Here is a 25223-nt window from a genome sequence, read left to right as displayed (position 1 = left end):
GCCTTCATTTTTAGATCCAAGTTTCTAGTTCATATCAGGGGTGATTTGGATGGTCGTTTGGGAAGGGAACATTAAGGAGTATGATCAGTCAGGGAATTATATAGGTACGTATAAAGCGTTGATTAAAAAAGAAGGGGATTTATTATTTAAAATGACGGTATATTTTGACACCATTTATACAGACAGTACAAGAGAAACAAATTATAATTTAAAAGGAAACCAGCTGTATAGTTCAAGTTTACAAGTGCTTAAACAAAGATTTAGCACTTCCATTCAGTCAAAAAGCAAATCCAAAGCAATATGGAAAAAGAGATTTTTAGATGATTAATTATGTTTTGACACATAAGATTACGAATTCTAACATCTGACTTATCCATTCATTCCTCATGCAGCTTGGTGTTATATATGAACAAAATCGGGTGACTACTTTAAAAATCTTTATCATCACCTTAGAAGAGAAAGGAAGGGTATATGGTTAAGGTAATTATTTCGAGGCTAGGCGAGGCAATGATCGCTCTTTTTATCGGGAGCATTCTTTGTTTTGCTTTTATTCGGATGGTACCAGGCGACCCTGCAACCGCCATGTATGGAGATCAGTTTCAAAAAATGGGACGAGCAGATCAAATTCGTATTGCTCAAAATCTTGGTTTGAATGAACCTCTCTATACCCAGTATGTAAAGTGGCTCCTAAATGTGCTGCAAGGAGAATGGGGACGGTCATATATGACGGGTGAAGAAGTAAAAATCGTGATTGCTCATGCTGTTCAGCCAACAGTTGTGCTCGTGCTATCTTCTTCCATCATTATTCTTGTATTCTCTCTTTTCTTTGGAATGGTTTCCGGCCTTCGACGCTACTCATTTTTTGATCACGCTGTGACCATTGTTAGTTTTGTATTAATGTCACTTCCGTCTTTCTGGTTTGCACTCATGCTTATGTTGTTCTTCTCTGTCCATCTAGGAATATTGCCAACATCAGGTATCGGTAAAGAAGGCACGGGTGATTGGTTGAAACATCTCATTATGCCCTCGCTCGTTCTCGCGTTGTCCCATGCTGGCTATTACATCCGTATACTGCGCAATCATATTGCTGTTATAAAAGAAAAAGAATTCATTTGGGCATTGCAAGCACGTGGTATTTCAGAAAGAACGATTCTTTGGAAGCATATATTTCCGAATGCTTCACTTCCATTTCTCTCCTATATGGGAATGTCCCTTTCTCTTACACTCGCAGGGTCTGTCGTCATTGAGACATTGTTTTCGTGGCCGGGTCTTGGGAGGCTTTCGTTAAAATCAGCACTGGCCCACGATTATCCTGTTTTGATGGCCGCAATCATGCTAAGTATGAGTGTTGTCATTATCGGGAGCTTAGTGATTGACCTTATCTGCGCATGGGTTGATCCAAGAATGAGGAGACATCTGTTAGAGGGGGAAAGCAGATGAGAAGAAAACGCAATTGGTGGATGAATGGCATCGTATGTTATCTTTTTTTATTGCTTGTTGGGACTGTGTCAGCACCGGTTCTTACACCATATGATCCCCAGGCAGTAGAGTTAACAACGATTCTGCAGCCGCCAAATAGTGTTCATTTATTTGGAACAGATGAACTTGGGCGCGATGTACTAACACGTTTGCTATACGGTGGACGTGTATCGCTGGCTGTTGGAACCGCCGCCATGATCATTGCCATTGTAATCGGTGTTAGCTATGGAGCCGTTAGTGGATTTGCAGGCGGTATGATTGATCGTGTCATGATGAGAATACTTGATGCATTGATCAGCATTCCGAGCTTATTGCTCATGATTGGAATTCAAGTATTATTTCCAGCAAGTTGGATAACAGTTGTTCTTATTATCGGCATGACAAGCTGGATGCCGATTGCCCGCTTAATTCGTACAGAAATTCTTTCGTTAAAAGGAGAGGTTTTTGTCCAAGCTGCTTCTGTTGTCGGGGCTTCCTCGTTTCAACTTTTACGCCGGCATTTATTGCCGCAATGTTTGCCGACATTAATAGTCATGTCTGTTAGCGGCGTGAGTCATGCTATTTTATCAGAAGCAACATTGAGCTTTTTGGGGATTGGTATTCCACCTCATGAGCCATCATGGGGAAATATGTTAATTGGAGCGCAAAATTATCTATTATCTGGCGCATGGTGGATTGCTGTGTTTCCAGGTCTGTTGATTACATGTACCGCATTGGCTATCACGTTTCTTGGTGACGTACTGCAAGACCGATTTGCCCTGCCGCAGTTAAAGAAAGGAGGGAGAGGATGGAGCAAGATGTATTAACGGTTAAAAACCTTTCCGTGCTTCTTCAGACAGACAAAGGGGAAAAGCCGCTTTTAGCGGATGTTTCATTTAGTGTACCAAGAGGAGAAATTGTAGCGATTATTGGTGAAAGCGGTTCGGGAAAAAGTATGACCGCAAAAGCAATGTTAGATTTACTGCCACAAGGCCTCGCTATATCATCCGGCAATATTCAATTTTTACATGAGAACGTGCTCTCTATGAGCAAAAGGCAAAAGCGTTATTATCGTGGAACGCAGGTTGGGTTTGTTTTTCAAGATACATACGGAACCTTCGATGCATTAAAAACGATTGGACAGCATTTTAGCGAATTGTTTTCCGCACATACCAAAGTTTCAAAGCGTGAAGCAAAAGAGCGAGCCATTCGTTTACTGGATCGTATGCAACTGCCAAATCCGGAGCGTGTGTATGAAGCATACCCATATGAAATTTCAGGTGGAATGAGACAGCGTGTTCAGCTTGCGTTAGCGTTGGTGCTTGAACCGCTACTGTTAATTGCTGATGAACCTACAACGGCATTAGATTTGCGGATTCAGGCTGACGTCCTCCAATTAATCAAAGATTGGAGCGTACAGACAGGCGGGAGTGTTCTCTTTATTACGCACGATCTTGGGGTAGTGGCAGAAATAGCCGATTCTGTTATGGTCATGAAAGATGGAGCCATTGTCGAGTCTGCATCTGTGACGAAACTATTTGACCAGCCTGTTCATGAGCACACGAAGCAATTGCTGCACCATTATCAAGAGCTGACCAATATGAAGGAACAGATGCATTCACCTCACAGCGAGCCGATTGTAACTGTCGAACATATCAGTAAAGCGTATGTCAAAAATAAATGGTTTCGTAAACAATCGATACACGCAGTGAATGATGTGAGTTTTCACATTCAAAAAGGAGAAATTGTGGGATTGATTGGTGAAAGCGGCAGTGGAAAAAGCACACTTTCCCGTTTGTTGCTGCAATTAGAGGCATGTGAGCATGGGAAAGTCATCTGGCATGGTACAGCCCCATTTCGAAGAGGTGTCCAATGGGTACATCAAGATCCGCTTGCGTCATTCGATCCTCGCTGGAATGTGGGGGAAATTATCGGAGAAGGTTTGGATTATTGGAAAGATAAAAACGAAAACAAACCACAGCTAGTCAAAGAAGTATTACGAAAAGTCGGTCTGCCTGAAACCGTCTTGTCTCACTACCCGCATGAACTTTCTGGAGGAATGAGACAACGGGCAGCACTTGCAAGGGCTCTTTTGCTGAAACCGGAACTTCTTATTTTAGATGAACCGTTTGCCAGTTTAGATATGAGTTCGCAAGCAAGAATGCTCTCCCTTTTGCAACAAATAAATGAAACAGAACAAACCGCCATTTTATTCATTTCTCACGATATTCGCGCAGCAATGGCACTATGTCACCGCATTCTCGTATTGGAAAAAGGAGAAAAGGTCGAAGAAGCAAGAGCGCATGAGCTGTCTGCTTCGGAAAATCTCTATACAAAACGTTTATTCTCGTCGATGCTTGCTCTCCATCCGAGAGATCGATTACAAAAACAAAACAAGAAAGAGGAGAGGGAATATGCGTATCAACAAAGCTAAAGCAATATTCATCCTAACAATCATCGCAAGTATATTGATCATGTCTGGATGCAGTCAAGACAAGACAGAACCAACATCTTCTGTGACAACAAAGCAGCTTGTCTATGGAACAGAGAAAGAAGTGGAGCGAGTGAATCCGATATTAGATGAAAGTCAAGAAATTGATAGTCTCCTATATCGCGGACTCACAAAGCCGACAGAAACAAACGAAATCGCTCCAGATCTTGCGACAGAGTGGACGATTTCATCTGACCAGCTCACGTATACGTTCAAGCTAAGGGATAATGCACAGTGGGAAGATGGAAAACCTGTCACGGCCGAGGATGTCAAATTTACCTTAGACAAAATTAGAGATTCACATACAAACTCGTCGATTGCCGGAGATTTCACCGAAATTAAATCAGTTGAGGTTATGAAAGAAAACGAAGTGCAAATTACACTGCATCACCATTTTCCGCCATTGCTTGGTAAATTAAAGATTGGTATTATGCCAAAACATCTTTTACAAAATCAAGATATAAATGAAACAGATCTTAATCAGCATCCAGTCAGCAATGGGCCGTTTAAGCTGAAAGAATGGACCAATGATCATACGATTACGCTTGTACGAAACGATAAGTATTATGGACCGAAACCAAAGCTTGATGAAGTCGTCTTTAAGCCTGTACCGGATGCCAATACACGTGTATTACAATTAAAAACAGGCGAAATTGACCTTGCTCTCATGGAGCCTAATCAAATGGCAACCATAAAAGAAGACGACCAATTTAAGATGTATACAATCCCGACAGCTGATTATCGTGCGGTCATGTACAATTTTAACAATTCTTTATTTGAAGATGCGAGAGTTCGTCAAGCCATGAACTTTGCGATTGATCGTGACGCCATCGTAAAAGGTGTACTGTTCGATAAAGGAACAGCTGCGTACGGTCCATTGCAAAAAGCATGGGCGAATGCCCCGCAAAAAGAGTGGTATGCGTATGAGCCGGAAAAAGCCAAAGCTTTGTTAGGGGAAGCAGGGTGGAAGAAAGGTAAAGATGGTGTACTTGTAAAAGACGGCATTCGTTTTGAGTTTGAGCTTGTTTCACCTATTACGGACCCTTTGCGAGTGGCGCTTGCAAATGTTGTAGCTGAACAACTGAAACCACTTGGCATTTTGGCTGTTCCTAAGCCAAAGGATTGGAATGCCATTAAATTCGATCAAGAAGATGCTTTTTTAATTGGATGGGGCAGCGAATTTGATCCAGATGATCACACTTATCGTGTTTTCCACAGCAGCCAAATTGGGGATGGACTTTATAATCTCGGTGCATATCGTAACCCGGAAATAGATGAGCTGTTGATGCAAGCACGCACGACAGATGATCAAGCAAAACGAAAAGTGCTTTATGAGGAATTTCAGCAGGAATTAGCCGTAGACCCAGCCTTCAACTTTCTTGTATATTTGGATACTTTATATGGCGTCAATAGCAAAGTGACCGGCATTGGCAACCGGACATTAGGCCACCATGGATTTGGAGTTTTATGGAATATTGAAGAGTGGGATAAAAAATAAGGCTGGCAGCCGCTTAGGTGCAGAAAAAGACGACTGAATCGCAATGGATTCCGTCGTCTTTTTCTACTGTTGTTGTCAGCTTCTTTTTAAAATTAACTGTATCAAGTCGATATTGTTATCAATGATATTCAGTCTTTCACGAGAAATAGCCGTCCACTCTGTATTTTGATTGATAGCTGCAAAAATATGAGTAGCATTAAACGTATATTTGTTATAGAGTTCTTTAATAACATAACTTATGCGAATGTTACCATTTGCTTTCTTCCTAATTTTTTCAATATCTTCTTTTAACCAAATAGGGGCATTCAAGATGGCTTTTTCAACTAAAATTGCATATTCTTTTTCCCTATTCACCATGTTTTCTCTCCCTTTATATTTAAATGGTTTTTGTTAGGCTCTATTCTCAAAGATTGTGACTTTTGCTTTTGGATCATGTTGAGAATCGATTTATCAAGCAAGATTTTGATTTTGTTTTTTAGTTCTTTCTTTTAATTCAGCGACAATTTTGCTGTATAAGTCGTCAGTCAAATTGTAGAAGAAAAATAAGACTACCAATCCGATAATGTTAAGAATAGCAGGTGCAAGGAACATTAATCCTTTGAGGCCCAGTAAAGTTTCGGCAGATTGCTGTACATTTGGAATATATCCTATCAGGCCAAGTGCAATACCTGGAATGAAACCAGCGAGCGCCTGTGCCAGTTTTCGGAAGAAACTGTATGAAGAATAGACGACTCCTTCAGTCCGTTCACCTGATTTCCATTCATGATAGTCAACTGCATCGGCAATCATGACCCACGGAAGGCCAAGGGCAAATGCCAGTGCAAAGCTGCCAATCGAATAGATGATCAAGAATGATGTTACACTTGTCGGCATGATAAAGTTGATGATATCTGCCATGATTCCAATGACGAGTCCAAGCATAAATGTATTCTTTTTCCCGATTCTTTTTACAAACACAGGAATAAAATATGAACCAAGGATTGCCAGTCCAATACTTAAGAATGTAAGTAAGGCCATTAGGCTTGCATTATTTAAGTTATACTCCAAGTAGTACAACTGAACCGCAGTACGAAGATTGGTTGCAGCAATCATGAACAGTGCGGCTAAACAGAGTACAATAAGCGGTCGGTTTGATAACAATGATTTAAAGAGTTGTGAAAGCGGAACCTTTTCTTTTTTCGGCTCTCTAATAATATTTTCAGTAGTATTACGATAGCAAATATAGTGGAAAACCATACCGAGTATCGACATAACGGAGATGGCAACGATATATCCGACTTCTTGGTTGTCAAATTGTAAAACGATTGGGATAACGGCTACCCCGGAAATGAGAAGAGCTGTTTGGCTGCCAATCGCTCTAAATGATCCAAGAGACGCACGGTCCACCGGATCTTGTGTCATCGCAGCAGATAGAGAGCCATAAGGAATGTTAACGAATGAGTAGGCCAGTCCAAAGGCCATATAAGTTGCAAACGCATACACAATTTTGCCGGTGTCCGAAATATCTGGAGCCAAAAACGATATGACCGTCATAATTGCCAATGGAATGGTCCCCCATAAAATGAACGGCCGGAACTTTCCACGCTTTGAAATGTTCGTTCGTGAGTCGACAAAGGCCCCGACACTTGCATCAGCAAATGCATCAAAGATCTTGGAGATTAAAAACACTAAACCTGCCCAATAAGCTGAGATTCCTAAAATATCTGTGTAAAATTTAAGAAGATACAATTGTCCCATATCAAACATGAGACCGTTTCCAACATCACCCAAACCGTATGACATTTTCTCTTTTAGACTTAGTTTTTTAGAACCATTGACTGGTGTGGCTGCATTTTCTAATGCCGGTACTCCCATAAAAATTCCTCACTTTCTTTACCATTAAACCTTGTTAGTATTGTCATGTGTAACCCTTTTCAAAAATATGCAAAAGAGGTGAAGCCTATAAAATTGAAACAAGCAGTAATCAGATTAGAAACAACTTTATTTGTTTGTTCACTAAACTAATTATATGTAAATGTAGAATAACACCGACCGTCACATTTCGTCAATTAAAAATCTAAAAAGACCTTCAAAATTTTGAAGGCCTTTCTCTAAAAAAGATTATGGGTAGGGTTTATAAAAAGAAGAGAGTTAAGAAAACTCCGCCATTCCTTGAAGAGTTTTTTTCAGTTATGTTCTTTATTTATGTTTAAGGATTGGTTCTCATTCCCTCTATGATACGTCTGCTTTGTAAATAATCCTGTTCCCGTTCTTGTTCAACTTTTAAGCGCTGATCCAATTTTCGGCTATATTCAGCATAGCCCATTCCATGAGACTGAAACATGGCTTTTTCCATTTCCGACGTGTACGTTAAATCGAGAGTATTAATGAACAATCAAATCCTTTCTAAATGTAGTATCTTATTCATCCTAACATTTGGAAAAGGAAGGATGCAAAGCTGCTCTCTCCCTCTATTTGAGGATAATAAGGGTTCTGAACGGTTCTTCTTCACGGAGATTAAGTATATGCCAAATCCCTACCGTTTCCTTTCTTTTCCTTTAATATTCGCGAAAGACTGTTTAATTTTAGGAGGATTTTTGGTTCGTTTGACTGAAAGGAAAGAGGCTTTTGGACCGATGGAATGACAGTGGCGGAAAACCAATTTCTTTCTCTAACCGTAGATTGAGAGAAAGGAAACATTTTCCTTGCGTTTCATCCGTTTTTTTGGACAAGTTGTGGTTTAGCCCTAAAAAAATGCGGGAAAGAACTAACCAACAACGCTAGAAATAATGAAAAGCTAAAAGGAGAGAAGAAAAATGACAACATCAAACACAACGACAACAACTACGACAACAAATCATACTGATACAATCGGGACAACAAACGTGACAAAGGGAACAGCGGTACCTGTGAATACAAACACGATAAACCATACAACGGCACCGGAAGCACCACAGCAAATGCGATCCACACAAGTGACCGCAGCAGATGAAAACAACAGCAAATTATTAAAAGGAATTATCCTCGGGGGAATGATCGGCGGCGCTCTGACGTTATTAGACTCTGCGACACGCAATCAAGTGAAGGGGAAAGCTGTAAATTTAAAAGATTGTTCAAAAGATATGTTCGTTCAAGTGAAAGAAAACCCGGGTGAAGTGAAGGACCAGATGGTTTCCCAATTTAAAAGTGCAGCGGATACACTCAAACAAGCCATTAGCGATGCTCAAAATTTGTACGAGCGTGTGAATGAAGATATTTTTGGAAAAGTAAATAAAGTAATGGATGCTTCCAATGAGGCAATGTCCGCCGCCAGCGGAATGAAAAGCGAGCTGGCAGATATCGGATCCAAAGTGAAAGAGGCGGGAACTGAACTAACGGATACAGTCAATTTAGACAAAATAAGTTCGGCAACTAGTGATACCGATACAAGTACAGATTCAAACACAGATTCTAATCCTAAATCATCTAGAACAGGAACGGCTTATTCATCAACCTCAAACTCGGGAAGCTCCAAAAAAGAGACCGTTTCCAGTACAAAATAAATAGGTATACACAAATAACGGATATGGGCAATGCGCCCATATCCGTTATTTGCGTGTAAAGCCTTCTTCTTTCATATACTCTTCGGCCTCTTTATAAGATTCGAACGCAGCTTCGAGGTTTAAGCCGGAATATACATTCCATAGCTCGTCTTCATGTACAAGAATCAATACATGATCATCCGGACCGATCCAGCGTTCTTCTTGTTCATCACCAATAATTGCTTGTTCCGCTGTCGTTTTTTCAGGTGCACCTGTCTCATTAGAAAGATAACGGATAGAACCTGTGATCAAAGAACGAAGATCCTCTGCGGAGTAATCGCGGATGTTGACCATTCCTTTATCATCTGTCGCCGCTGCCGGAAGCTGACCGGCGTATACGAATCCATTTCCGTTCGGATGTAAATGGTATACGACCGTCTTTTTATCCATGACACTGTCCGGATAATGGAAGTTCACTCGGCCAAGCGAGACATCTTTACGTTGCAGCTGCGGGAAAGATTCGATAATTTCTAATTTTTCTTCAAAAGTTAGCATGAAATTCCTCTATTCTATTAGGTTATTGGCATTTGTAAATTATAGCACATTCTTTCTGGCTATTCATAAAGCTATACCGATCGATTTGGAATATTTAACATGGCTAAAGAGCAGCTATCCTTCTTCTTTTTACTTAATCCTTCAAAAATTTTTTAAACCTCTTCTGAATTGTCCGTTGATCTCCGTATAGTATAATTTGGTCGCCTTCCTGTAAAACCGTCTCATATAAATTTTTTCGAATGGCCCTTTCTCCTCTGGCAATTAAAAGAACGTGAATATCCTCATCATGACGAAGCATCTCTTTTAAAGGCCGATACTTATATTTAAAATCTTCTGGAACGATGAGCTTTGTAACCGTATCAGAGTCTGAATAGTATAAAGCATCTTGAATAGGAAGTTCCGAAAAGGAAAACTGATCTTTTATTTCCTGTTTCATTTTAGCGGTCAGTTTTTGCTTGATGAATGGGGTTTTTAAGATCAAAAGCAAGAAAGCTAATAAGCTGCCTATGACAGCAAGTGTCGGAATTCGAAAGTCGTCGGACAGAATATTACTGATAGATGAAATCATAACAGCTAATGAAAAAGCACCAAATAAAATGAGAAATTCGCTAATCTTTCTTCTAACGGGATGGTCAATGATTAACTTTGATTCGTCAGTTGTAAAACCGGTACCCGTCAACATAGAAATGGCTTGATATCTGGCGATTTCGGATTTTAAGCCTGTCAGCTGCAAAAGGGAGGATGATATTTCAATAACAAGTTTTACGATGATTAAATAGATGAAAATAAACAGTAGTCCCATAGAAAATCTCCTTTCATGATAAGTATGATGGAAGGTATACGGTTTAGTTGATGCATTTGTACAGATATAATTAAGTACCCGGCTTGACCATTTTGTATGTATGCCAAAATCAACCATAGGTTAAACCTTATAAAGGAAACTTCCATGAGTGGGAGTTTTACTGCTCATTAATATGGGATAAAAAATAAGAAAAAGCGAGGAAACCCTCGCTTTTTCTTATCAAATGATTGTGCAATGATTACGGCGAAACAGCTTTATCTCTCGACGTCGGAATGGTAGAGGTGGATTCTTTATGGTAAAGAGCGTTAATTTCTCCCCCCAATACAAGGGCGAATCCCGTTAAAAAAAACCAAAGCATGAGAATGATGACTCCTCCCAAACTTCCGTATGTAGCCGAATAGTTTCCGAATTGACTGACATAAAAAGAAAAACCTAATGAAATAAACTGCCAGATAATAGTAGCAGTTACAGCTCCTGGAATCACATGTTTAAAAGGATAATGTTTATTTGGAGCAAGGCGGTATAACACGGCTAGTATCACAATCATCACGGCAATCGCGATTAACCAGCGCAGAACTTTTAACAGTAATGCTGTTTTACCTGGCAAAGGAATAAAGAACTCGATTGTATTCAAAAGGACGTTTCCGAAAACCGGTAAAACTAAAGCAATGATAAACGTGACAATCAAGCCGACTGTCAAGCCGATGGACACCAGTCTTGCTTTAATGAACGATCGCGTTTCTTCTACATCAAATGCTACGTTCATTGCGTGCATAAAGGCATTCATCCCACTGGAAGCCGACCAGAGAGTACCTAGAATCCCGATGGTCAAAAGCCCTTCGTTTGGCTGGCTGACAATGGAGACGACCGTTTCATCAAACACCCTGGCTGTTTCTGACGGCATTACTTCTTGCATGAACGAAATCGCTTTTTGTGGATCGATCGATAGATAGGGTACGATGGAAAGCAGTAAAATCAATATAGGGAAGATAGAAAGCATATAATAATAGGCTTGTTCGGCGGCCAGGCCCGTTGCCCTGTCGTCCTTTATTTCTTCTTTTAGTTTCTTTCCGAATGAAATCCATTTTTCCATTAAACAATCAACTCCTTAGTAGATACTTGTTCTTGTACATTTTATATACATTCCACTTAATAACTCGACACGTTTTCATTTTATGGAGAGATATTCACAATCGGCGGTCTAGATAACTCGAATCCGCTCTCAAAGGTTCACCTATGCGGATGGCGTTAACTCTGCAAGGGGGGTGACAGCCGCTTAAGTCTAGAAAATTTGGCATGGCCGCTCTTTGGTCATGTCGAATTTTTTAAATCGATTTATATAGTCTATTCCCCGTTTTTTTTTTAAGTTAACCCTCTGTTTTCGGAAAAAGTAGAAATGATATGGTGAAAAATACCTTGTTTTACATTTGGAAAGAGAGGGAAAAAGGGAAGAAAAATAATAATAGAGAAATAGAGACTAGAAAAAGGGGCAGACATCATGATAAGAAAAACATTTACCGCAATCATTGTAATTGGTTTATGTTGTATAAATGCACAAGCAGTCTGGGCGGTAAAAGAAGAACAACAGCAAGTCATACTCATTTCCTTTGACGGGATGCGAAATGACTTAACGAAGAAATATGTCAATGAGGGAAAATTACCCCATATTCAGAAGGTCATGCAGAGTGGCGTGACAGCGGAATATTCCACGACCATTTCTCCTTCGCTTACGGCACCTTCGCATGCGGCGATTGCAACGGGAACGACACCATCTAAAACCGGTATCGTCAGCAATCAATGGCATGAAGCAGGAACTTCTTTAGGCAATCTAAAAGATGCCTTCCATGCTGAACTCGGAGTTAGTCCGCTCTGGATTGAAGCGAGAAAACAAGGGAAAAAGACAGCGACGGTAGCATTCGCCGGAGCGAATCCGAAAGTTGAAAAACAGGGAGACTATTCTATTTACTACGGGGATACATGGTCAGAGAGCCGTTTGGAAACATTGGCTTTTCAAAAAGCGAAGGGTTGGAATCAAGTCCCTGATAGCTTCAGTCCCTTAAAGGAGGCTTCCTTTTCAATTAAATTGGAAAAAGTGAAAAATCACGTCATTCATGTACTGGCATTAGATACAGAGGATGACGGCCATGTTCATTATGATACATTTATTTTTTCTGAAGACAAAACGATAGACAAGAAGGATGAAAGGGCAAGAGGAACGAATTGGGGTTCCTTGAACCTGAAAGTAAAAGAGAATCAGACGGCTGGATTTTCATTTAAGTTCAAAAAGCTGGATGAGAATGTAAATGAAGCGAAGATGTATCGTACTGCGGTCACCTCTGGTGTCATCGATGGACCGGAAGGATTTTCAAAAGATATAAAAGAAAGATTTGGTTTTTTTCCTGTTCAAGATGATACGAAAGCCATTAAGAAGGGGTGGATTACAAGAAAAGAATATGAAGACATTAGCACACGTTTTGTGAAATGGGTGACGGATGTCTCCCTCTATATAAAACAAACATACAATCCAGACTTGCTAATGTTTTATGCTCCGCAAATTGACCATGAACAGCATGAATATTTGCTGGCGGATCCAAGGCAGCCAGGATATTCACCAGAGAAATCTAAACAATATATGCAATATGTTGAATGGTCATATAAACTGGCCGATCAAGTGGTCGGTCAGACGCTGGATTCTCTTGGTCCAAACGAAAGTTTGCTGATTGTATCTGATCACGGTATGGAACCGGCGCACTCGCTGATTCAGCCAAATAAAGTATTGAAGGATGCGGGTTTGTTGGTGCTAGATAAGAACGGGAAAATCAACCATGAAAAAACGAAAGCATATGCGGTAGCAAGCGGTTCGGCCGCCCATGTTTACATTAATTTAAACAAAAGAGAAAAGGGAGGGAGCGTAACCGAGCAAGAATACAAAGCGATTGAGTCCCAGGTAATGGAACTCTTTAAAGAAGAAAAAGTCGAATTGCCCAACAGCAAAGAGGTCATCCAATATAACATAGATCAAATAATCAACAGTGTGAAACAAGATGGACTGGATATTTCATTCCTTCAAGAAAGGACGAAAGAAATATACGGGGCATTCATTCATAAGGATATTCATCCATATGGAAAGGTGATTAATACAAGTGGCACAGATAAAAAGAAAGTAGGCCATTCCCATTCAGGCGACATTTTATTAATGGCCGCACCCGGTTATGTGATGGGAAGCGGCTTCTCCAGTTTAGTGAAACCGGCAGAAGAGCTGGGAACGCATGGCGGCGACCCGAAGCGAAAAGAATTGCGTCCTATATTTATGGCGACAGGACATCAAATAGCTGAAGAAAGAACCATTCCGCCGGTGTCCAATCTGGATGTCGCCCCGACGGTCTATAAACTGCTTGGGTTGGAGCTCCCTTCTTTTGTCGAAGGAAAACCAATTGAAGAAGTATTTGAATAGAAAGGATCTGGCGGCTGAGCAATGGAGGAATGAAGCCTCAGAATGCAACGCCCTGTTGTAACGGCTGCATTTGTATGACCTATACTTTGAAGTTTCTGAAAAGGAGTCAAGTCCATTTCATGGAACATGATGAAATGGAACTTGACTTCTTTTTGGTGTTGTAACTATAATGTCTACGTCTAAAGTCTACGTATAAACAAAGATAGATGGCTTTTGGCTTCTCCGGCCTTGTTTGTCAACGGCAATCCGTTTGGAGGAAAATTTTTTAAAAAATTCCAAAACGTGGTGGAAGAAGCGGCAGAGGAGGAATAAGTGAGATATGAATAAACCGTTGCTGATCGGCTGGCTGGCAGCGTTGACCGCTACGCTTGGAAGTTTGTTTTTTAGTGAAGGAATGGGATTTATTCCTTGTACACTTTGCTGGTACCAGCGAATTTTGATGTATCCATTAGCCATTTTGCTCGGTTTGGCTTTTTATCGAAACGATCGGGAAGCTTACAAAAATGTGCTCCCTTTTTCAATTTTCGGGATGCTGCTTTCAGGCTACCATTACGGGCTGCAAAAGATTTCTTTCCTGCAGAAATTTGAAATGTGTACGAGTGGAATTCCTTGTTCAGGGGAATATATCAATTGGCTTGGCTTTATAACGATTCCGCTGCTAGCCTTTACGGGTTTTACCGTCATTACAATATGTATGCTTTTCCTGCGTAAAAGTAATCAAGATTGAAAGTGAAACAGTTGAGAGGTGCGTATTTCTGTCGAATGACGGGAAGCGCACTTTTTTATGGAATAAGTTACCTGATTACTAGAGTTCTTGTCATCATTAGTACGGCTGAAAATATACTAGTCATATAGCAGATTAGGCAGAAAGGAAGAGATGATAGGGCATGAAAAAGCGTTCCTGGAATCGAGGCGATGTTTTCGTACTAGCTGTTCTCTTTTATTTTCTTGGCATGTTGACTTCTTTTCTCTTCTATCTTTTTCTCCTTCTTCAAGCACCAGAGCTTTTGCCTGCGAAAAAGGACTTCCATAAAGATTACAGCCGTCTCTATACATTAGGGTTGAACGAACATGCAGCTGCCCTTCCGGATGAAAAGCAGAAAGAACAATTCCCCTCTCATATTTTGACCCAGCGGTCGCACTCGTTGGATAAGGAAATATGGGAAACGACAACCGTCATTCGCAGTGCCCTTTATCAGTTTGTCGTCAAAAGAGGTTATATGCCCCGACATCTATCAGAACTTATGGAAGCTTTCCCTGAAAATTATCTCACTCAATTGCCCAATGATCCGATTACGTTATCGAACGATGTTGTTCACACATTTACTGGTACAGGAGGATGGGTATACAATCCTGCTTCTGTTTCCGGACAAAAGGGGATGGAATGGAAAAAAATCGTCGAGCAATCATTGGTGCCAAATGTACATTTGATTTCTTCGATTGAATTTTATCCTTTAGAAATTCTTATTATAAAAGAGCGGAATGAACTACGGCTTGTTTCAGGACCATATACGCTGAATACATATGAAGTGGGACTGGGAGAAAAAAACAGCACTCCGGAAGGGCGTTTTGCCGTTCAAAAGAAGGTAATGAATCCGAATAAATGGAAAGGGCCGCTGCAGCAAAATCCGTTTGGGAGCAGGGGGATGGAATTATCCGAATACGCGATCCATGGAACGAATGATTCGACAAGTATCGGAAAGAATGTATCAAAAGGATGCATCCGAATGCATAATGAAGATATTGCAGAATTGTACGCAATGGTTCCGATTTATACGCCCGTTGAAATCCTGATGGGGGATAACGGAAAAGTTAAAGAAATGCCAAAAAAGGCAGACAAAATCTTTCCAAACGGTGAAAACGAACAAGTGAGAAACAAACAATTATATGAACAAGATGATCAGCTGAAAGAGGAGGACCCAGATCAGACATATATGTGGAAAGGATAGGAATAAATCCGTGATAAAATAAAAAACGAAAACGTATAAACGCTTTCGTTAAGGTGTGTATATTGAAATGGTAAAATAAAAAAGATCATTATTTAATCATAATAAATTTAATCAATCAATATAATTTTATCATAAATTTATTTTATTGTCAAATAGTTTCCTCGGCAATAATCCGTTCTATGGATGAAGCATCTAGCGGGGAGAGGTTACCTAATCAGACGGGAGTGACACAATGAGCATTTCAGATCAGGAGAGACAAAACGAACAACAGCGTGTGAATCAAGTGGTAAAAGAGATTGATCAGCGAATGGAACGACTCGGTGAAAATGCCAGCACCCTTAAAGGGGATGTTGTGGACATTCGTAAACATTTCTGGAGCGGTGTAACAGTCAATGTAGATAATGCGGATGAAGCGGCAGAAACATATGTGAGCATCAAGCAGCAGGCGGAATTGCTGTCAGAAAGAGAGCGGAGCTACCGGCAAGCCAATCAACAGCTTCAGGCGTTGGAAAAACTGAAATGGTCCCCTTATTTCGGGCGAATCGATTTCACTGAAGACGGGGAAGAGAATACAGAGGTCATTTATATTGGTACTTCTTCTTTATTGGATGTACATGATGAACAGTTTCTTGTCTACGATTGGCGGGCGCCGATATCAAGTTTGTATTATGATTATTCGCCGGGCCGTGCAGCATACGATACGCCTGAAGGTTCCATTTCGGGTGAGATGGAGCTAAAACGCCAGTACATCATTCGGAAAGGCTGTATCCGAAGTTTGTTTGATACCGGCGTGACGATTGGAGATGAGCTCCTTCAGGAGGTGCTTGGAAAACAGGCAAATAATCAGATGAAGAGTATTGTCGGAACGATTCAGAAGGAGCAAAATGAAATTATTCGAAACGAACGAAGTCGTCTTCTTATTGTTCAGGGAGCTGCCGGGAGTGGGAAAACGTCTGCTGCCCTTCAACGGGTCGCTTATTTGCTTTACCGATACCGCGGAACGCTGAAGGCGGAAAACGTCGTGCTTTTTTCGCCTAATCCGATGTTCAACAGCTATGTGTCGACTGTTCTGCCTGAATTAGGGGAAGAAAACATGCAGCAAACCACATTCCAAGCCTATTTAGAGCATCGTCTAGGTCAAACATTTCATCTGGAGGACCCTTTCACCCAAATGGAATATGTCTTGACCGCAATGAGTGACCCCGGGTATAAAGCCCGTATTGAAGGAATCCGCTTTAAAGCTGGCATTAAATATATGGAAGTCATGGATTCATATGCGGAGTTTCTCGGTCATGAAGCACTGATATTTAAGGATATCGTATTCCGCAAGAAAGTATTAGTGTCAGGAGAGAAGATCAAAGAACGGTTTTATGGTTTGGATGCTTCTTTATCGATTCCAAACCGTCTGGCCATGGTGACAGAATGGCTGCTTGGCGAGCTGAAAATTCGGGAGAAGGCCGAACGCGATGAGCCTTGGGTGGAAGATGAGGCGCAGCTCATGAGCAAAGAAGACTATTTGCGTGCCTATAAGCAGTTGACGCGAAAGCGACGTTTTACAGAAAATACGTTTGATGATTTTCGACAAGAGCAGGAATTACTTGCGACCATGATTGTCCAAAAGCGCTTCAAGCCGCTGCGCCGTCGAATTAAGGAGCTTCGGTTTATCAATCTGCCGGCAGTTTACGGTCAGCTGTTTGCAAAAACCAATTATTTTTCATCCTTTTTTACACGAATTAGACGGCCGGATCATTGGGAGACGATTTGCTTGCAAACGTTAGAAAAGCTGGAAGAAGGCGAGTTATTTTATGAAGATGCTACTCCATATCTTTATTTAAAGGAAAAGATAGAGGGACGCTTGACCAACACATCTGTCAAGCATGTATTTGTTGATGAAGCACAGGATTATTCGCCATTTCAATTTGCTTTCATGAAACAGTTGTTTCCCTATAGCAGGTGGACCGTGCTCGGAGATTTGAATCAGGGAATTTTTGCGCATGCCGACAATGATGGTCTCGATCATCTGTTTTCCTTATATGAGTCAGAGAAAAAAGAGATGATGGTGCTCAATCGCAGCTATCGTTCAACGAAACAGATTGTTGAATTCACCCGCCAGTTTATCAGTGGAGGAAATAAAATCGAGCCTTTCAACCGGAAGGGGGAGAAGCCGGTTGTCACAGAGGTGGTCGATAAACGGGATCTTCACTGTAAGATCGTCGAGCGTATCCGTCAATTAAAAACATCCGGTCATGAAACGATTGCCGTTATATGTAAAACAGCCCAAGAGTCTCGGACAGCTTATGAAGCGATGAAGGAAGATCTATCCCTTCGTCTCATTCGAAAAGAAACGACTTCTTTTGAGCGGGATATTTCAATCCTTCCTTCGTATTTAGCAAAAGGAATCGAATTTGACGCCGTCATCATTTATGATGCCTCGTATGACCGGTACAGCAGAGAAAATGAACGCAAGTTATTTTATACAGCCTGTACAAGAGCGATGCATGAACTGCAACTGTATTTTATAGGAGAAAAAAGTCCGTTTGTGGCAGCGGCGGCACCGGGTACATATGCCGTGGAGGAAAACGATGTAAAATAGTGCCGCAAAACAAAAAGGCGAAAAGATGGATTTGTAATCATCTCTTTGCCTTTTTCTTCAAGCGAGGATATTCAGAAGAGGAAAAAAAAATTTAGTCGGCACGAAAGGTCTCCCATTATTATTTGAGCCGATAATCTTTCGTGATGACATCAAAGCAATCCGTACAGTAATTTTGCCCTTTTTCTTTTTCTTGAAGATCCTTTGGAAGTTTGCAAATGGCGCATCTGATTTTCATATGTATGTCTCCTCATGCATGATAGTGATTGTAACAATTAGTATATCTACATAATGTTCATTTTATTCACTTTTTTGTGAATTTCGTGTTTAGGATAAGGGGAAATAAAGGAAACTTCCATCAGTAGGAGGCTCTTATCTCCTACTGATGGTTAGTTGATCTTATCGGGCTTTTACGAGCAGTTATCCCCACTTAAACTGCTTCAATATTTTTTAAGTCTTGAAGTTGGGGTCTTACTGCCCGTTAATGCGGGATAAAAATCGCAGGCCGCATTATATTTTTACATCAGACAAGCAACACTAAAGGAGAAATTTGAAAATCAGCTAAAGGAGATGAACAATTATGACTCATCCTAAAAACGAGCCATCAAAAGAAGTGGACCAATCGAAGGTCATAGACGACAAAGTGGCAGATCTTCGCGCCCGCAATTTTGAAGACAAACACATCCGCAAAGTCACCCAAAGCGGAGCAAATGGGCAATAATAGAAATAAGACCTGGCAAAGTATCATGCCAGGTCTTTTTCAATCTTTAGTATTGTCTTCACCAACTAATGTCTCTCCAATTTTAGGTTTGGCTGCCAGTTCAGTTCTATTTGTACCCCAATCGAAGCCAGGTTCAGTCGTGCCTGTTGACATTAAAGGCTGTTCAACACCGGTAGTGTCTGAAGTATTTGCCGTTTTTTTTCTGTTATTTTGTTCCATACGATTTCCCCTTTATCTGTAAAATCTCTCATATTATCTGATCTTTACATTTTTTCTATACAATGTCAGGACTTTGCTGTTAGAAAAGAAGTTGCTAAAAGAAGAGGTATAACAGAATAAAGAAACATAAAAATAGGAAGAAGAGAAGCATTGGCGAAGCGGCATTTGTGGTAAAATATAGAAAAGTTTTGCGAGTTGAATGGCATGTGACTGGAGATGAGGAGATGGGGGAAAACATTCAACCCAATAAAATGAAAGAGCGGTCCATCCAGCTTGGCTATGTAGCGGGGCTGTCGCTGGTTCTGGCGGCCATCATTTATTTTTTTGCTGCCAATTGGGCCGGGTTTGATAAGTGGGAGAAAATTGGCCTCAGCATTGGTTTGCTTTTATTGTTTTACGGAAGTTCTTTTATATTGGCAAAGGTTTTTCAACGTCGGCCGTTTGTAAGCGAGCTGTTTTTATTTGCCGGCTGCATTACGTTTGGGGTCGGTGTGGCTTTACTCGGGCAAATCTATAATTCTCATGCAGATAGCTTTATGCTGTTTGCAGTGTGGGCGATTCCGGCTTTGTTGTTTTCATTTATAACGAACTATCAGCCGTTTTACATTTTGACATATGGACTTATCCATTTAAGCGCATGGTTGTTTTTATTTCCGTCATCAAGCTTCCACATGGCGGATGAGTATTGGTATAGAAGTTTCTTTTTAGGTGTTGCTTTCGTGAACATCCTTTTATTTGGGTTAATTGAAAAAAAGGTGTTCCGTTCAAGGCCTCTCTCCTTTTTGACATTAATCGTCTTTCATGCGATGATGCTCGTTTTATCAGCGGGAGAATGGTTTGACTTTTTTTCATCCATCATGAGCGTCGTTTACATCGCGGTACTCGCCTTCTGGTTTTGGTACGATTTAAAAACAGGCGGACAAAAAGCATCGACTCTTCTGTTAGGAATGGCAATGACGGTGTTTTTGATCATTAAATTCATCACCTTCCTCATTTTTGTCGGATCTGAATATGTCTTTTTGTTAACGTTCTTCTTTCCGATTATGTTGGTCGGAGCGGCTGTGTGGGTTTTAAGTAAGTGGGGAGGCCGCTTAAAAGGGAATTCATGGATCAAACGAATATTCATTGGGGTGATAGCAGGCATTGGATCTGTAATGGGATCCAGTTCGATAGCGGGAATCTTGTTTCTCATCATTGGGGAAGTCCCGTTTTATGTGATGATGATATTGGCGGTCTTCACACTCATCATACCGGCCGTCATCAAACCAAAATGGGATGCCGTCATACGCCACACGCTTCTATTGACAGGGTATTTGATCGGAATTCCGTCCGCGGTTTTTTCCCATATTGTCTTTTCTATTCTGTTTATAGGTGTATTGGGAGCCGTCTTTTTCCTTTATTCAAGTAAAAGCATGAGATACGTAACTTATTTTGCGGCCATGATGACTTTGTTTTCTTCCTTATTGGAGGAAGGGATGACAATAGAAGGAACAACCTTTCTTCTGCTAATATTGAATGTCGTCTTATTCGCCACCGGTCGCTTCTCTCAAGCGGAATGGGGAATCGCCGTCTATCATAACAGCTGTGTGTACGGCTTTCTCGCTTTTTTTGTCCTGACGTTTTTACATGAAAATGCCCCTGTCGTTTATTATACAGTGAATGCTCTTTACTTTGTTTTGACAACGTTTGTCTTATTTTATGCATTAAAGAGGCAACGGTCGTTCGAATACCGTGTCGGGTTGGTGTTTTGGTTCGCTTATGTCGTGTATAAATATTATGATTTGCTTTGGAGTTTGCTGCACAAATCGATTACGTTCTTGCTCATCGGTTTCCTTCTGTTGTCGGTTACGAAATGGTACGATCGTTTTCTGGCTAGCGAGCATACGACGGTTAGTTTTGTCCGCAGGAAATGGCTTCCTGTCCTGGCGGTGATTGTTCTTCAGCTTACCATCATCGGTGTTCAAGTCGGAAAAAGCGAAACGCTTCTTGCGGAGGCGGAGTCAATTCGGCTTGAATTGCAGCCTGTCGACCCAAGATCATTACTGCAAGGGGACTATGTCATCCTTCGGTACTCGATTTCTTCCTTAGATCTGAAACCGGAACCGAATATGAATGAAAAAGTGTCTGTCGGTTTGGTGCAGAATGAAAATGGGGTTTATGAATATAGCGGGTCATTCGTGAAAGGAAGAGCCGAAGAAGCATCTCCAGCTAAAGCGGATGTCTGGATCACCGGCCGCTATAAAGGGGACGGTCAAATTGAATACGGAATTGAAAATTATTTCGTGAGCGAAGGGACCGGACGGGAGGTTGAAGAAAAGGCCAAATACGCGAATGTAAAAGTATCCAAAAGCGGAGATGCAATTTTATTATCACTGGAATAAAAAGGGAACGGACGCCTGTCCGTTCCCTTTTTATTTTTATTTTTATTTGTAAAGATATTGTAAATATTTAATAGAACAATGCCGATAATAGATTTAGAGGATGTCAAATAATAAGGTGCAGAAAATTCAATAGATAAGTTAATTGAATTTTCCGAATTTTTACATTATGATATTTCTTGTTCATCCAGAAAATATGCAATAAAAGGGGAAAGGTATATGTTCAAAACGATGTCCATTAAAAAGAGACTGATTCTCTTATCTGCTTGTCTATTAATCATACCAAGTCTTTTAATAGGGTACATAGGATATGACAGCGCTAAAACAGAACTTGAACGCAAAGTTTTGTCCAGCTCTAAAGAAAATATTCAATTGATTGACGGCCTGATCAGTCGTACGATTCAGCCTAAAATGAGGGATGTCGGTTATTTTGCATCCAAAATTCAAGAGCATGATGTAGCTGACCTTAATGAGTTTGCTGATATTTATACCTTATTTGAACAATATGAAGTATTAAACGAAGAAGTAATGAACGTTTTTACGGGAACAAGCGATGGAAAAATGTTTGTATATCCGCATTTTGAATTACCGGAAGGATTCGATCCCCGTGAACGTGATTGGTATAAAGAGGCTTGGAACAGTCCGAATGCAGTCATTTCAAAGCCGTATAAAGACACGGGTACAGGAAAAATGGTTGTAACCATTTCAAAAAAATTAAAAGATAATTCGGGTGTAGTCGGCCTTGACATTGACTTGGATACGCTGAATACATCGATTCTCAGTGTGAAAATCGGCCGGGAGGGCTATCCGTTTATCGTCAACCCAAATAATGAATATATTATCCATCCGAAAGAAGAATTGGGGGCCGTGGCAAAAGAATCATGGGCGGGCAAAATTCAGCAATCGCCTCAAGGCACGTTGGATTATAAGCTTGGAAATGATATGAAACAGCTTACATATATTACAAATAAAGCAACAGGATGGAAAATTGCCGGTACGATATACAAGTCTGAAATTTCAAAGGATGCACAGCCTATTTTAAACCGTACTCTCATGGTGATCATCATTGCCCTGGTCATCGGTTCAGCTTTGACGTATTTTATCATCCGAAGAATTGTCCGCCCGATTCGCCGGTTAACGGAAAATGCTGTGAGCATCGCAGAGGGGAACTTGAATGTGGATATTCATCAGGAGGAAATCAAAGAAATTGGGTTGTTATCCGCTGCTTTTCGAACGATGACTGATTCATTAAAGACATTGATTCATTCTATTCATGAACGATCTGATTTATTGGCGGCTTCCTCTGAAGAATTATCGGCAACGACCGAGCAATCGACAGCGGCTACAGAGCAAATTGCGAGAATGATGCAAGAGCTGGCGAGCGGGACAGATGTGCAAACGGCTAAAGTAGAAAAAAGCGAGGAAGCTATTGAGAAGATGAAAGAAGGAATCGAGGAGATTGCAATCAAATCGACTGAGACATCCGTTGTGACCCAGCAAGCAAATGAGAGTGTGAATGCAGGAAACAAGGCCATTGATGCGGCTGTGACCCAAATGAATACGATCGATGATACGATAAAAGATTTATCAACGGTCATCCAGCATTTAAACGAGCGCTCTAAACAAATTGAACAAATTACGACTGTCATCGATAATATTGCAGGCCAGACGAATTTGCTTGCACTAAATGCAGCGATTGAAGCAGCAAGGGCCGGTGAACATGGAAAAGGCTTTGCCGTTGTAGCGGATGAGGTGCGCAAATTGGCCGAGCAATCCCAGCAGTCTGCCAATGAAATCAAATCTCTCATCGTGGCCATCAATCAGGATATGACGAACATCGTAGGGTCGATGGACAAAGGAATCGGCGAGGTACAAAAAGGGATCGACGTCGTCAATATGGCGGGAAGCTCTTTTGAAGACATTCAATCATACATGGAAAAGGTTGAGCAAGATGTGCACGCCACATCGCTCACGACCGGCAACTTGGCTGTTAGTGTGAGTCATGTAATGGAAGCGTTTGAAGGAATCACAGCGGTGACTAGTGAAGCGGCATCAAGCATTCAAAATGTATCCGCTGCGACACAAGAACAATTGTCGTCCATGGAAGAAGTACAAGCTTCGGCTGAATCTCTTTCTTATATAGCAGAAGAACTGCAAGATATGGTGAAGCGCTTTAAACTTTAAGAAACATACATGATTTAACACTCGCACCCCGGGATAAAAATTTATTTTCCTCGGGGTTTTCCCTTTTGTCCAATTACCTATACTGAATTAAGTCTAGCGAAAGTAAGGTTTAGGTGCACTTTTGAGGTGGTTCCAGCTTGTATAAGAAGCTGTTTGGAATTTGCTTTAAAGCTTGCACTGCAGGACAGAATCTTAGAAATGAAGCGAAAAGACTTCTAACTGTAGGAACGACGGGGAGAGCCAGAGAAAGGTTAAACTCCTTTCTAATTGACAATATTTATTACTGCTACCTATAATATATCTATTGTTGGTACGGACTATCGTTTTATTCGTTAGGGATTACGGTTCCTGGCAATGACGTTTATTTAATGAAACTTAAATTTGCGAAGCGGGTGATTCAAATATGAAGCAAAAAAAACGTCCTCGCGTTACCTTACAACAAGTAGCCGAGCATGCAGGTGTATCCCGTGCGACCGCCTCGCTAATTGTTCGCAACAGTCCGAAAATTTCAGAAGAAACACGGCAAAAGGTTTTAGCTTCTATGCGAGAATTAGGGTATGTATATGATCGTGTCGCTGCTAATCTACGGTCACAGCGTTCGTCCACTGTAGGATTAATTATTACAGATATAGCAAATCCTTTTTATTCAGAATTATTGATCGGTGTTCATCATGCGTTAGAAAAAGAAGGATATACAGTGGTTTTAGGAACTACCTTTGATTCTGATACGAAGCAAGATCGACTTCTTTCAACAATGCTGGAACATAGAGTTGGCGGAGTCATTCTTTGCCCTGTCTCGGAGAGTTCAAAGGAAACGATTGATCGAATCAAGCAAATGGATATTCCAACAGTTCTTGCGGTTAGAGAACTACCGGGCGTAAACTGTGATTATGTTGGTATTGACTATAAAGTTGGCACGCAAATGGCTGTCAATCATTTAATCCAAAAGGGGCATCAAAGGATTGCCTTTCTAGGCGGGTCCTCTGAATCTTCTGCTTGGAAAGAGCGGAAGGAAGGGTATTGCACGGCTCTGCAAGAATCTGGATTAGAAGTAGATGAGTCCTTGATAGTGGAAAGCACAGTCACAAGAGAGGGAGGATCAGCTGCGGTAAAGAAGGTTCTTCATCTTTCCGAGCCACCTACTGCTGCATTTTGTTTTAACGATTTAGTCGCATTTGGTGTTATGCAGGGATTAAAAGGTGCTGGATTAACTCCAAAGCAAACCATGGCTATAGTTGGGTTTGACAATGTTCTCGAGGCAGCACTCTCTAACCCTCCATTAACTACTGTCTCATCATTTGCACGAGTTATTGGCAACCATGCAGCGGATCTTTTGCACCAGCGTATGGAGAACTTTGGACGAGAACAGCAGCGTATCATTCTGCAACCTGAACTTGTTGTTAGAGAATCTACATAAATATGGC

The 25223-nt window shown here is 41.0% G+C and carries 21 protein-coding genes; 14 read left to right on the top strand and 7 right to left on the bottom strand.

Annotated elements, in window-relative coordinates; translation table 11 throughout:
• Positions 1-49 precede the first annotated feature (49 nt).
• The 5 genes from BK575_RS18665 (at position 50) to BK575_RS18645 (ending at position 5447) form a co-directional block, all read left to right on the top strand.
• Positions 50-328 carry a hypothetical protein gene (locus BK575_RS18665; RefSeq protein ID WP_078412550.1) on the top strand — a complete coding sequence of 93 codons (279 nt, stop codon included), beginning with the start codon at positions 50-52 and terminating at the stop codon, positions 326-328.
• Positions 329-471: 143 nt separating this feature from the next.
• Positions 472-1440 (top strand): ABC transporter permease, encoded by a 969-nt coding sequence (locus BK575_RS18660; RefSeq protein WP_078412548.1) that lies wholly within the window; start codon positions 472-474, stop codon positions 1438-1440.
• Positions 1437-2285 (top strand): ABC transporter permease, encoded by an 849-nt coding sequence (locus BK575_RS18655; RefSeq protein ID WP_078412546.1) that lies wholly within the window; start codon positions 1437-1439, stop codon positions 2283-2285. Before BK575_RS18660 ends, BK575_RS18655 begins: the two co-directional genes overlap by 4 nt.
• Positions 2267-3892: a nickel ABC transporter ATP-binding protein NikE gene (gene nikE, locus BK575_RS18650; protein WP_078412544.1), complete on the top strand. Its 1626-nt coding sequence runs from the start codon at positions 2267-2269 to the stop codon at positions 3890-3892. Before BK575_RS18655 ends, nikE begins: the two co-directional genes overlap by 19 nt.
• Entirely contained in the window at positions 3873-5447 is a 1575-nt protein-coding gene (locus BK575_RS18645; protein WP_078412542.1) for an ABC transporter substrate-binding protein, read from the top strand. The genes nikE and BK575_RS18645 overlap by 20 nt, the downstream gene beginning before the upstream one ends.
• 75 nt (positions 5448-5522) lie before the next feature.
• On the opposite strand, the gene BK575_RS18640 is transcribed toward BK575_RS18645, so the two are convergent.
• The 3 genes from BK575_RS18640 to BK575_RS18630 all read right to left on the bottom strand — a co-directional run bounded on the left by BK575_RS18640 (position 5523) and on the right by BK575_RS18630 (position 7821).
• A complete protein-coding gene (locus BK575_RS18640) occupies positions 5523-5804 on the bottom strand; it encodes a hypothetical protein (RefSeq protein WP_078412540.1) in 282 nt (93 codons plus the stop codon).
• 93 nt (positions 5805-5897) lie between these two features.
• Positions 5898-7301, bottom strand: a complete 1404-nt coding sequence (locus BK575_RS18635) for a glycoside-pentoside-hexuronide (GPH):cation symporter (RefSeq protein ID WP_078412538.1) — start codon at positions 7299-7301, stop codon at positions 5898-5900.
• A gap of 334 nt (positions 7302-7635) precedes the next feature.
• Positions 7636-7821, bottom strand: a complete 186-nt coding sequence (locus BK575_RS18630) for a hypothetical protein (protein ID WP_078412536.1) — start codon at positions 7819-7821, stop codon at positions 7636-7638.
• A gap of 421 nt (positions 7822-8242) precedes the next feature.
• Here BK575_RS18630 and BK575_RS28880 point away from each other — a divergent pair, with 421 nt between their 5' ends.
• On the top strand, positions 8243-8968 hold the full coding sequence (locus BK575_RS28880) for a hypothetical protein (protein ID WP_204524873.1): 726 nt from the start codon (positions 8243-8245) through the stop codon (positions 8966-8968).
• Positions 8969-9013: 45 nt separating this feature from the next.
• Here the strand turns inward: BK575_RS28880 and BK575_RS18620 are convergent, their stop codons facing one another.
• The 3 genes from BK575_RS18620 to BK575_RS18610 form a co-directional block, all read right to left on the bottom strand.
• Positions 9014-9502 (bottom strand): hypothetical protein, encoded by a 489-nt coding sequence (locus tag BK575_RS18620; protein WP_078412534.1) that lies wholly within the window; start codon positions 9500-9502, stop codon positions 9014-9016.
• A 133-nt stretch (positions 9503-9635) separates the two neighbouring features.
• The gene (locus tag BK575_RS18615; RefSeq protein ID WP_078412532.1) at positions 9636-10304 is read right to left on the bottom strand and encodes a TrkA C-terminal domain-containing protein; all 669 of its coding nucleotides are present in this window, start codon (positions 10302-10304) and stop codon (positions 9636-9638) included.
• A gap of 238 nt (positions 10305-10542) precedes the next feature.
• Complete coding sequence (locus BK575_RS18610) at positions 10543-11397, bottom strand: YihY/virulence factor BrkB family protein (RefSeq protein ID WP_078412531.1); 855 nt, start codon at positions 11395-11397, stop codon at positions 10543-10545.
• 405 nt (positions 11398-11802) lie between these two features.
• On the opposite strand from BK575_RS18610, the gene BK575_RS18605 reads away from it, so the two are divergent.
• The 5 genes from BK575_RS18605 to BK575_RS28755 all read left to right on the top strand — a co-directional run bounded on the left by BK575_RS18605 (position 11803) and on the right by BK575_RS28755 (position 19018).
• Positions 11803-13758 carry a nucleotide pyrophosphatase/phosphodiesterase family protein gene (locus tag BK575_RS18605; protein WP_139368069.1) on the top strand — a complete coding sequence of 652 codons (1956 nt, stop codon included), beginning with the start codon at positions 11803-11805 and terminating at the stop codon, positions 13756-13758.
• Between the two features lie 319 nt (positions 13759-14077).
• Complete coding sequence (locus BK575_RS18600) at positions 14078-14485, top strand: disulfide oxidoreductase (RefSeq protein ID WP_078412529.1); 408 nt, start codon at positions 14078-14080, stop codon at positions 14483-14485.
• Between the two features lie 160 nt (positions 14486-14645).
• Entirely contained in the window at positions 14646-15707 is a 1062-nt protein-coding gene (locus tag BK575_RS18595) for a L,D-transpeptidase (protein ID WP_078412527.1), read from the top strand.
• A gap of 232 nt (positions 15708-15939) precedes the next feature.
• A complete protein-coding gene (gene helD, locus BK575_RS18590; protein WP_078412525.1) occupies positions 15940-18300 on the top strand; it encodes an RNA polymerase recycling motor HelD in 2361 nt (786 codons plus the stop codon).
• Between the two features lie 577 nt (positions 18301-18877).
• Positions 18878-19018, top strand: a complete 141-nt coding sequence (locus BK575_RS28755) for a hypothetical protein (RefSeq protein ID WP_169907889.1) — start codon at positions 18878-18880, stop codon at positions 19016-19018.
• Positions 19019-19057: 39 nt separating this feature from the next.
• On the opposite strand, the gene BK575_RS18585 is transcribed toward BK575_RS28755, so the two are convergent.
• Positions 19058-19237, bottom strand: a complete 180-nt coding sequence (locus BK575_RS18585; protein ID WP_078412523.1) for a hypothetical protein — start codon at positions 19235-19237, stop codon at positions 19058-19060.
• A gap of 224 nt (positions 19238-19461) precedes the next feature.
• Here BK575_RS18585 and BK575_RS18580 point away from each other — a divergent pair, with 224 nt between their 5' ends.
• From BK575_RS18580 to BK575_RS18570, 3 genes are all read left to right on the top strand, one after another.
• Positions 19462-21618 (top strand): GDYXXLXY domain-containing protein, encoded by a 2157-nt coding sequence (locus BK575_RS18580; protein WP_078412521.1) that lies wholly within the window; start codon positions 19462-19464, stop codon positions 21616-21618.
• Positions 21619-21834: 216 nt separating this feature from the next.
• Complete coding sequence (locus tag BK575_RS18575) at positions 21835-23799, top strand: methyl-accepting chemotaxis protein (protein WP_078412519.1); 1965 nt, start codon at positions 21835-21837, stop codon at positions 23797-23799.
• 403 nt (positions 23800-24202) lie between these two features.
• A complete protein-coding gene (locus BK575_RS18570) occupies positions 24203-25216 on the top strand; it encodes a LacI family DNA-binding transcriptional regulator (RefSeq protein WP_078412517.1) in 1014 nt (337 codons plus the stop codon).
• Positions 25217-25223 lie beyond the last annotated feature (7 nt).

Source organism: Priestia abyssalis (genome assembly GCF_002019595.1).
GTDB classification, from domain to species: Bacteria; Bacillota; Bacilli; order Bacillales; family Bacillaceae_H; genus Bacillus_BA; species Bacillus_BA abyssalis.
This window is presented reverse-complemented; position numbering and strand designations above follow the sequence as displayed.

What these genes read in the sequence shown, in the direction of transcription:
- BK575_RS18655 (WP_078412546.1), top strand. Translation starts at nt 1,437, where the DNA reads ATGAGAAGAAAACGCAATTGGTGGATGAATGGCATCGTATGTTATCTT.
- BK575_RS18665 (WP_078412550.1), top strand. Translation starts at nt 50, where the DNA reads ATGGTCGTTTGGGAAGGGAACATTAAGGAGTATGATCAGTCAGGGAAT.
- BK575_RS28755 (WP_169907889.1), top strand. Translation starts at nt 18,878, where the DNA reads ATGACTCATCCTAAAAACGAGCCATCAAAAGAAGTGGACCAATCGAAG.
- BK575_RS18585 (WP_078412523.1), bottom strand. Translation starts at nt 19,237, where the DNA reads ATGGAACAAAATAACAGAAAAAAAACGGCAAATACTTCAGACACTACC.
- BK575_RS18640 (WP_078412540.1), bottom strand. Translation starts at nt 5,804, where the DNA reads ATGGTGAATAGGGAAAAAGAATATGCAATTTTAGTTGAAAAAGCCATC.
- BK575_RS18615 (WP_078412532.1), bottom strand. Translation starts at nt 10,304, where the DNA reads ATGGGACTACTGTTTATTTTCATCTATTTAATCATCGTAAAACTTGTT.
- BK575_RS18620 (WP_078412534.1), bottom strand. Translation starts at nt 9,502, where the DNA reads ATGCTAACTTTTGAAGAAAAATTAGAAATTATCGAATCTTTCCCGCAG.
- BK575_RS18570 (WP_078412517.1), top strand. Translation starts at nt 24,203, where the DNA reads ATGAAGCAAAAAAAACGTCCTCGCGTTACCTTACAACAAGTAGCCGAG.
- BK575_RS18580 (WP_078412521.1), top strand. Translation starts at nt 19,462, where the DNA reads ATGGGGGAAAACATTCAACCCAATAAAATGAAAGAGCGGTCCATCCAG.
- BK575_RS18595 (WP_078412527.1), top strand. Translation starts at nt 14,646, where the DNA reads ATGAAAAAGCGTTCCTGGAATCGAGGCGATGTTTTCGTACTAGCTGTT.
- BK575_RS28880 (WP_204524873.1), top strand. Translation starts at nt 8,243, where the DNA reads ATGACAACATCAAACACAACGACAACAACTACGACAACAAATCATACT.
- BK575_RS18635 (WP_078412538.1), bottom strand. Translation starts at nt 7,301, where the DNA reads ATGGGAGTACCGGCATTAGAAAATGCAGCCACACCAGTCAATGGTTCT.
- BK575_RS18600 (WP_078412529.1), top strand. Translation starts at nt 14,078, where the DNA reads ATGAATAAACCGTTGCTGATCGGCTGGCTGGCAGCGTTGACCGCTACG.
- BK575_RS18645 (WP_078412542.1), top strand. Translation starts at nt 3,873, where the DNA reads ATGCGTATCAACAAAGCTAAAGCAATATTCATCCTAACAATCATCGCA.
- BK575_RS18660 (WP_078412548.1), top strand. Translation starts at nt 472, where the DNA reads ATGGTTAAGGTAATTATTTCGAGGCTAGGCGAGGCAATGATCGCTCTT.
- nikE (WP_078412544.1), top strand. Translation starts at nt 2,267, where the DNA reads ATGGAGCAAGATGTATTAACGGTTAAAAACCTTTCCGTGCTTCTTCAG.
- BK575_RS18575 (WP_078412519.1), top strand. Translation starts at nt 21,835, where the DNA reads ATGTTCAAAACGATGTCCATTAAAAAGAGACTGATTCTCTTATCTGCT.
- helD (WP_078412525.1), top strand. Translation starts at nt 15,940, where the DNA reads ATGAGCATTTCAGATCAGGAGAGACAAAACGAACAACAGCGTGTGAAT.
- BK575_RS18605 (WP_139368069.1), top strand. Translation starts at nt 11,803, where the DNA reads ATGATAAGAAAAACATTTACCGCAATCATTGTAATTGGTTTATGTTGT.
- BK575_RS18610 (WP_078412531.1), bottom strand. Translation starts at nt 11,397, where the DNA reads ATGGAAAAATGGATTTCATTCGGAAAGAAACTAAAAGAAGAAATAAAG.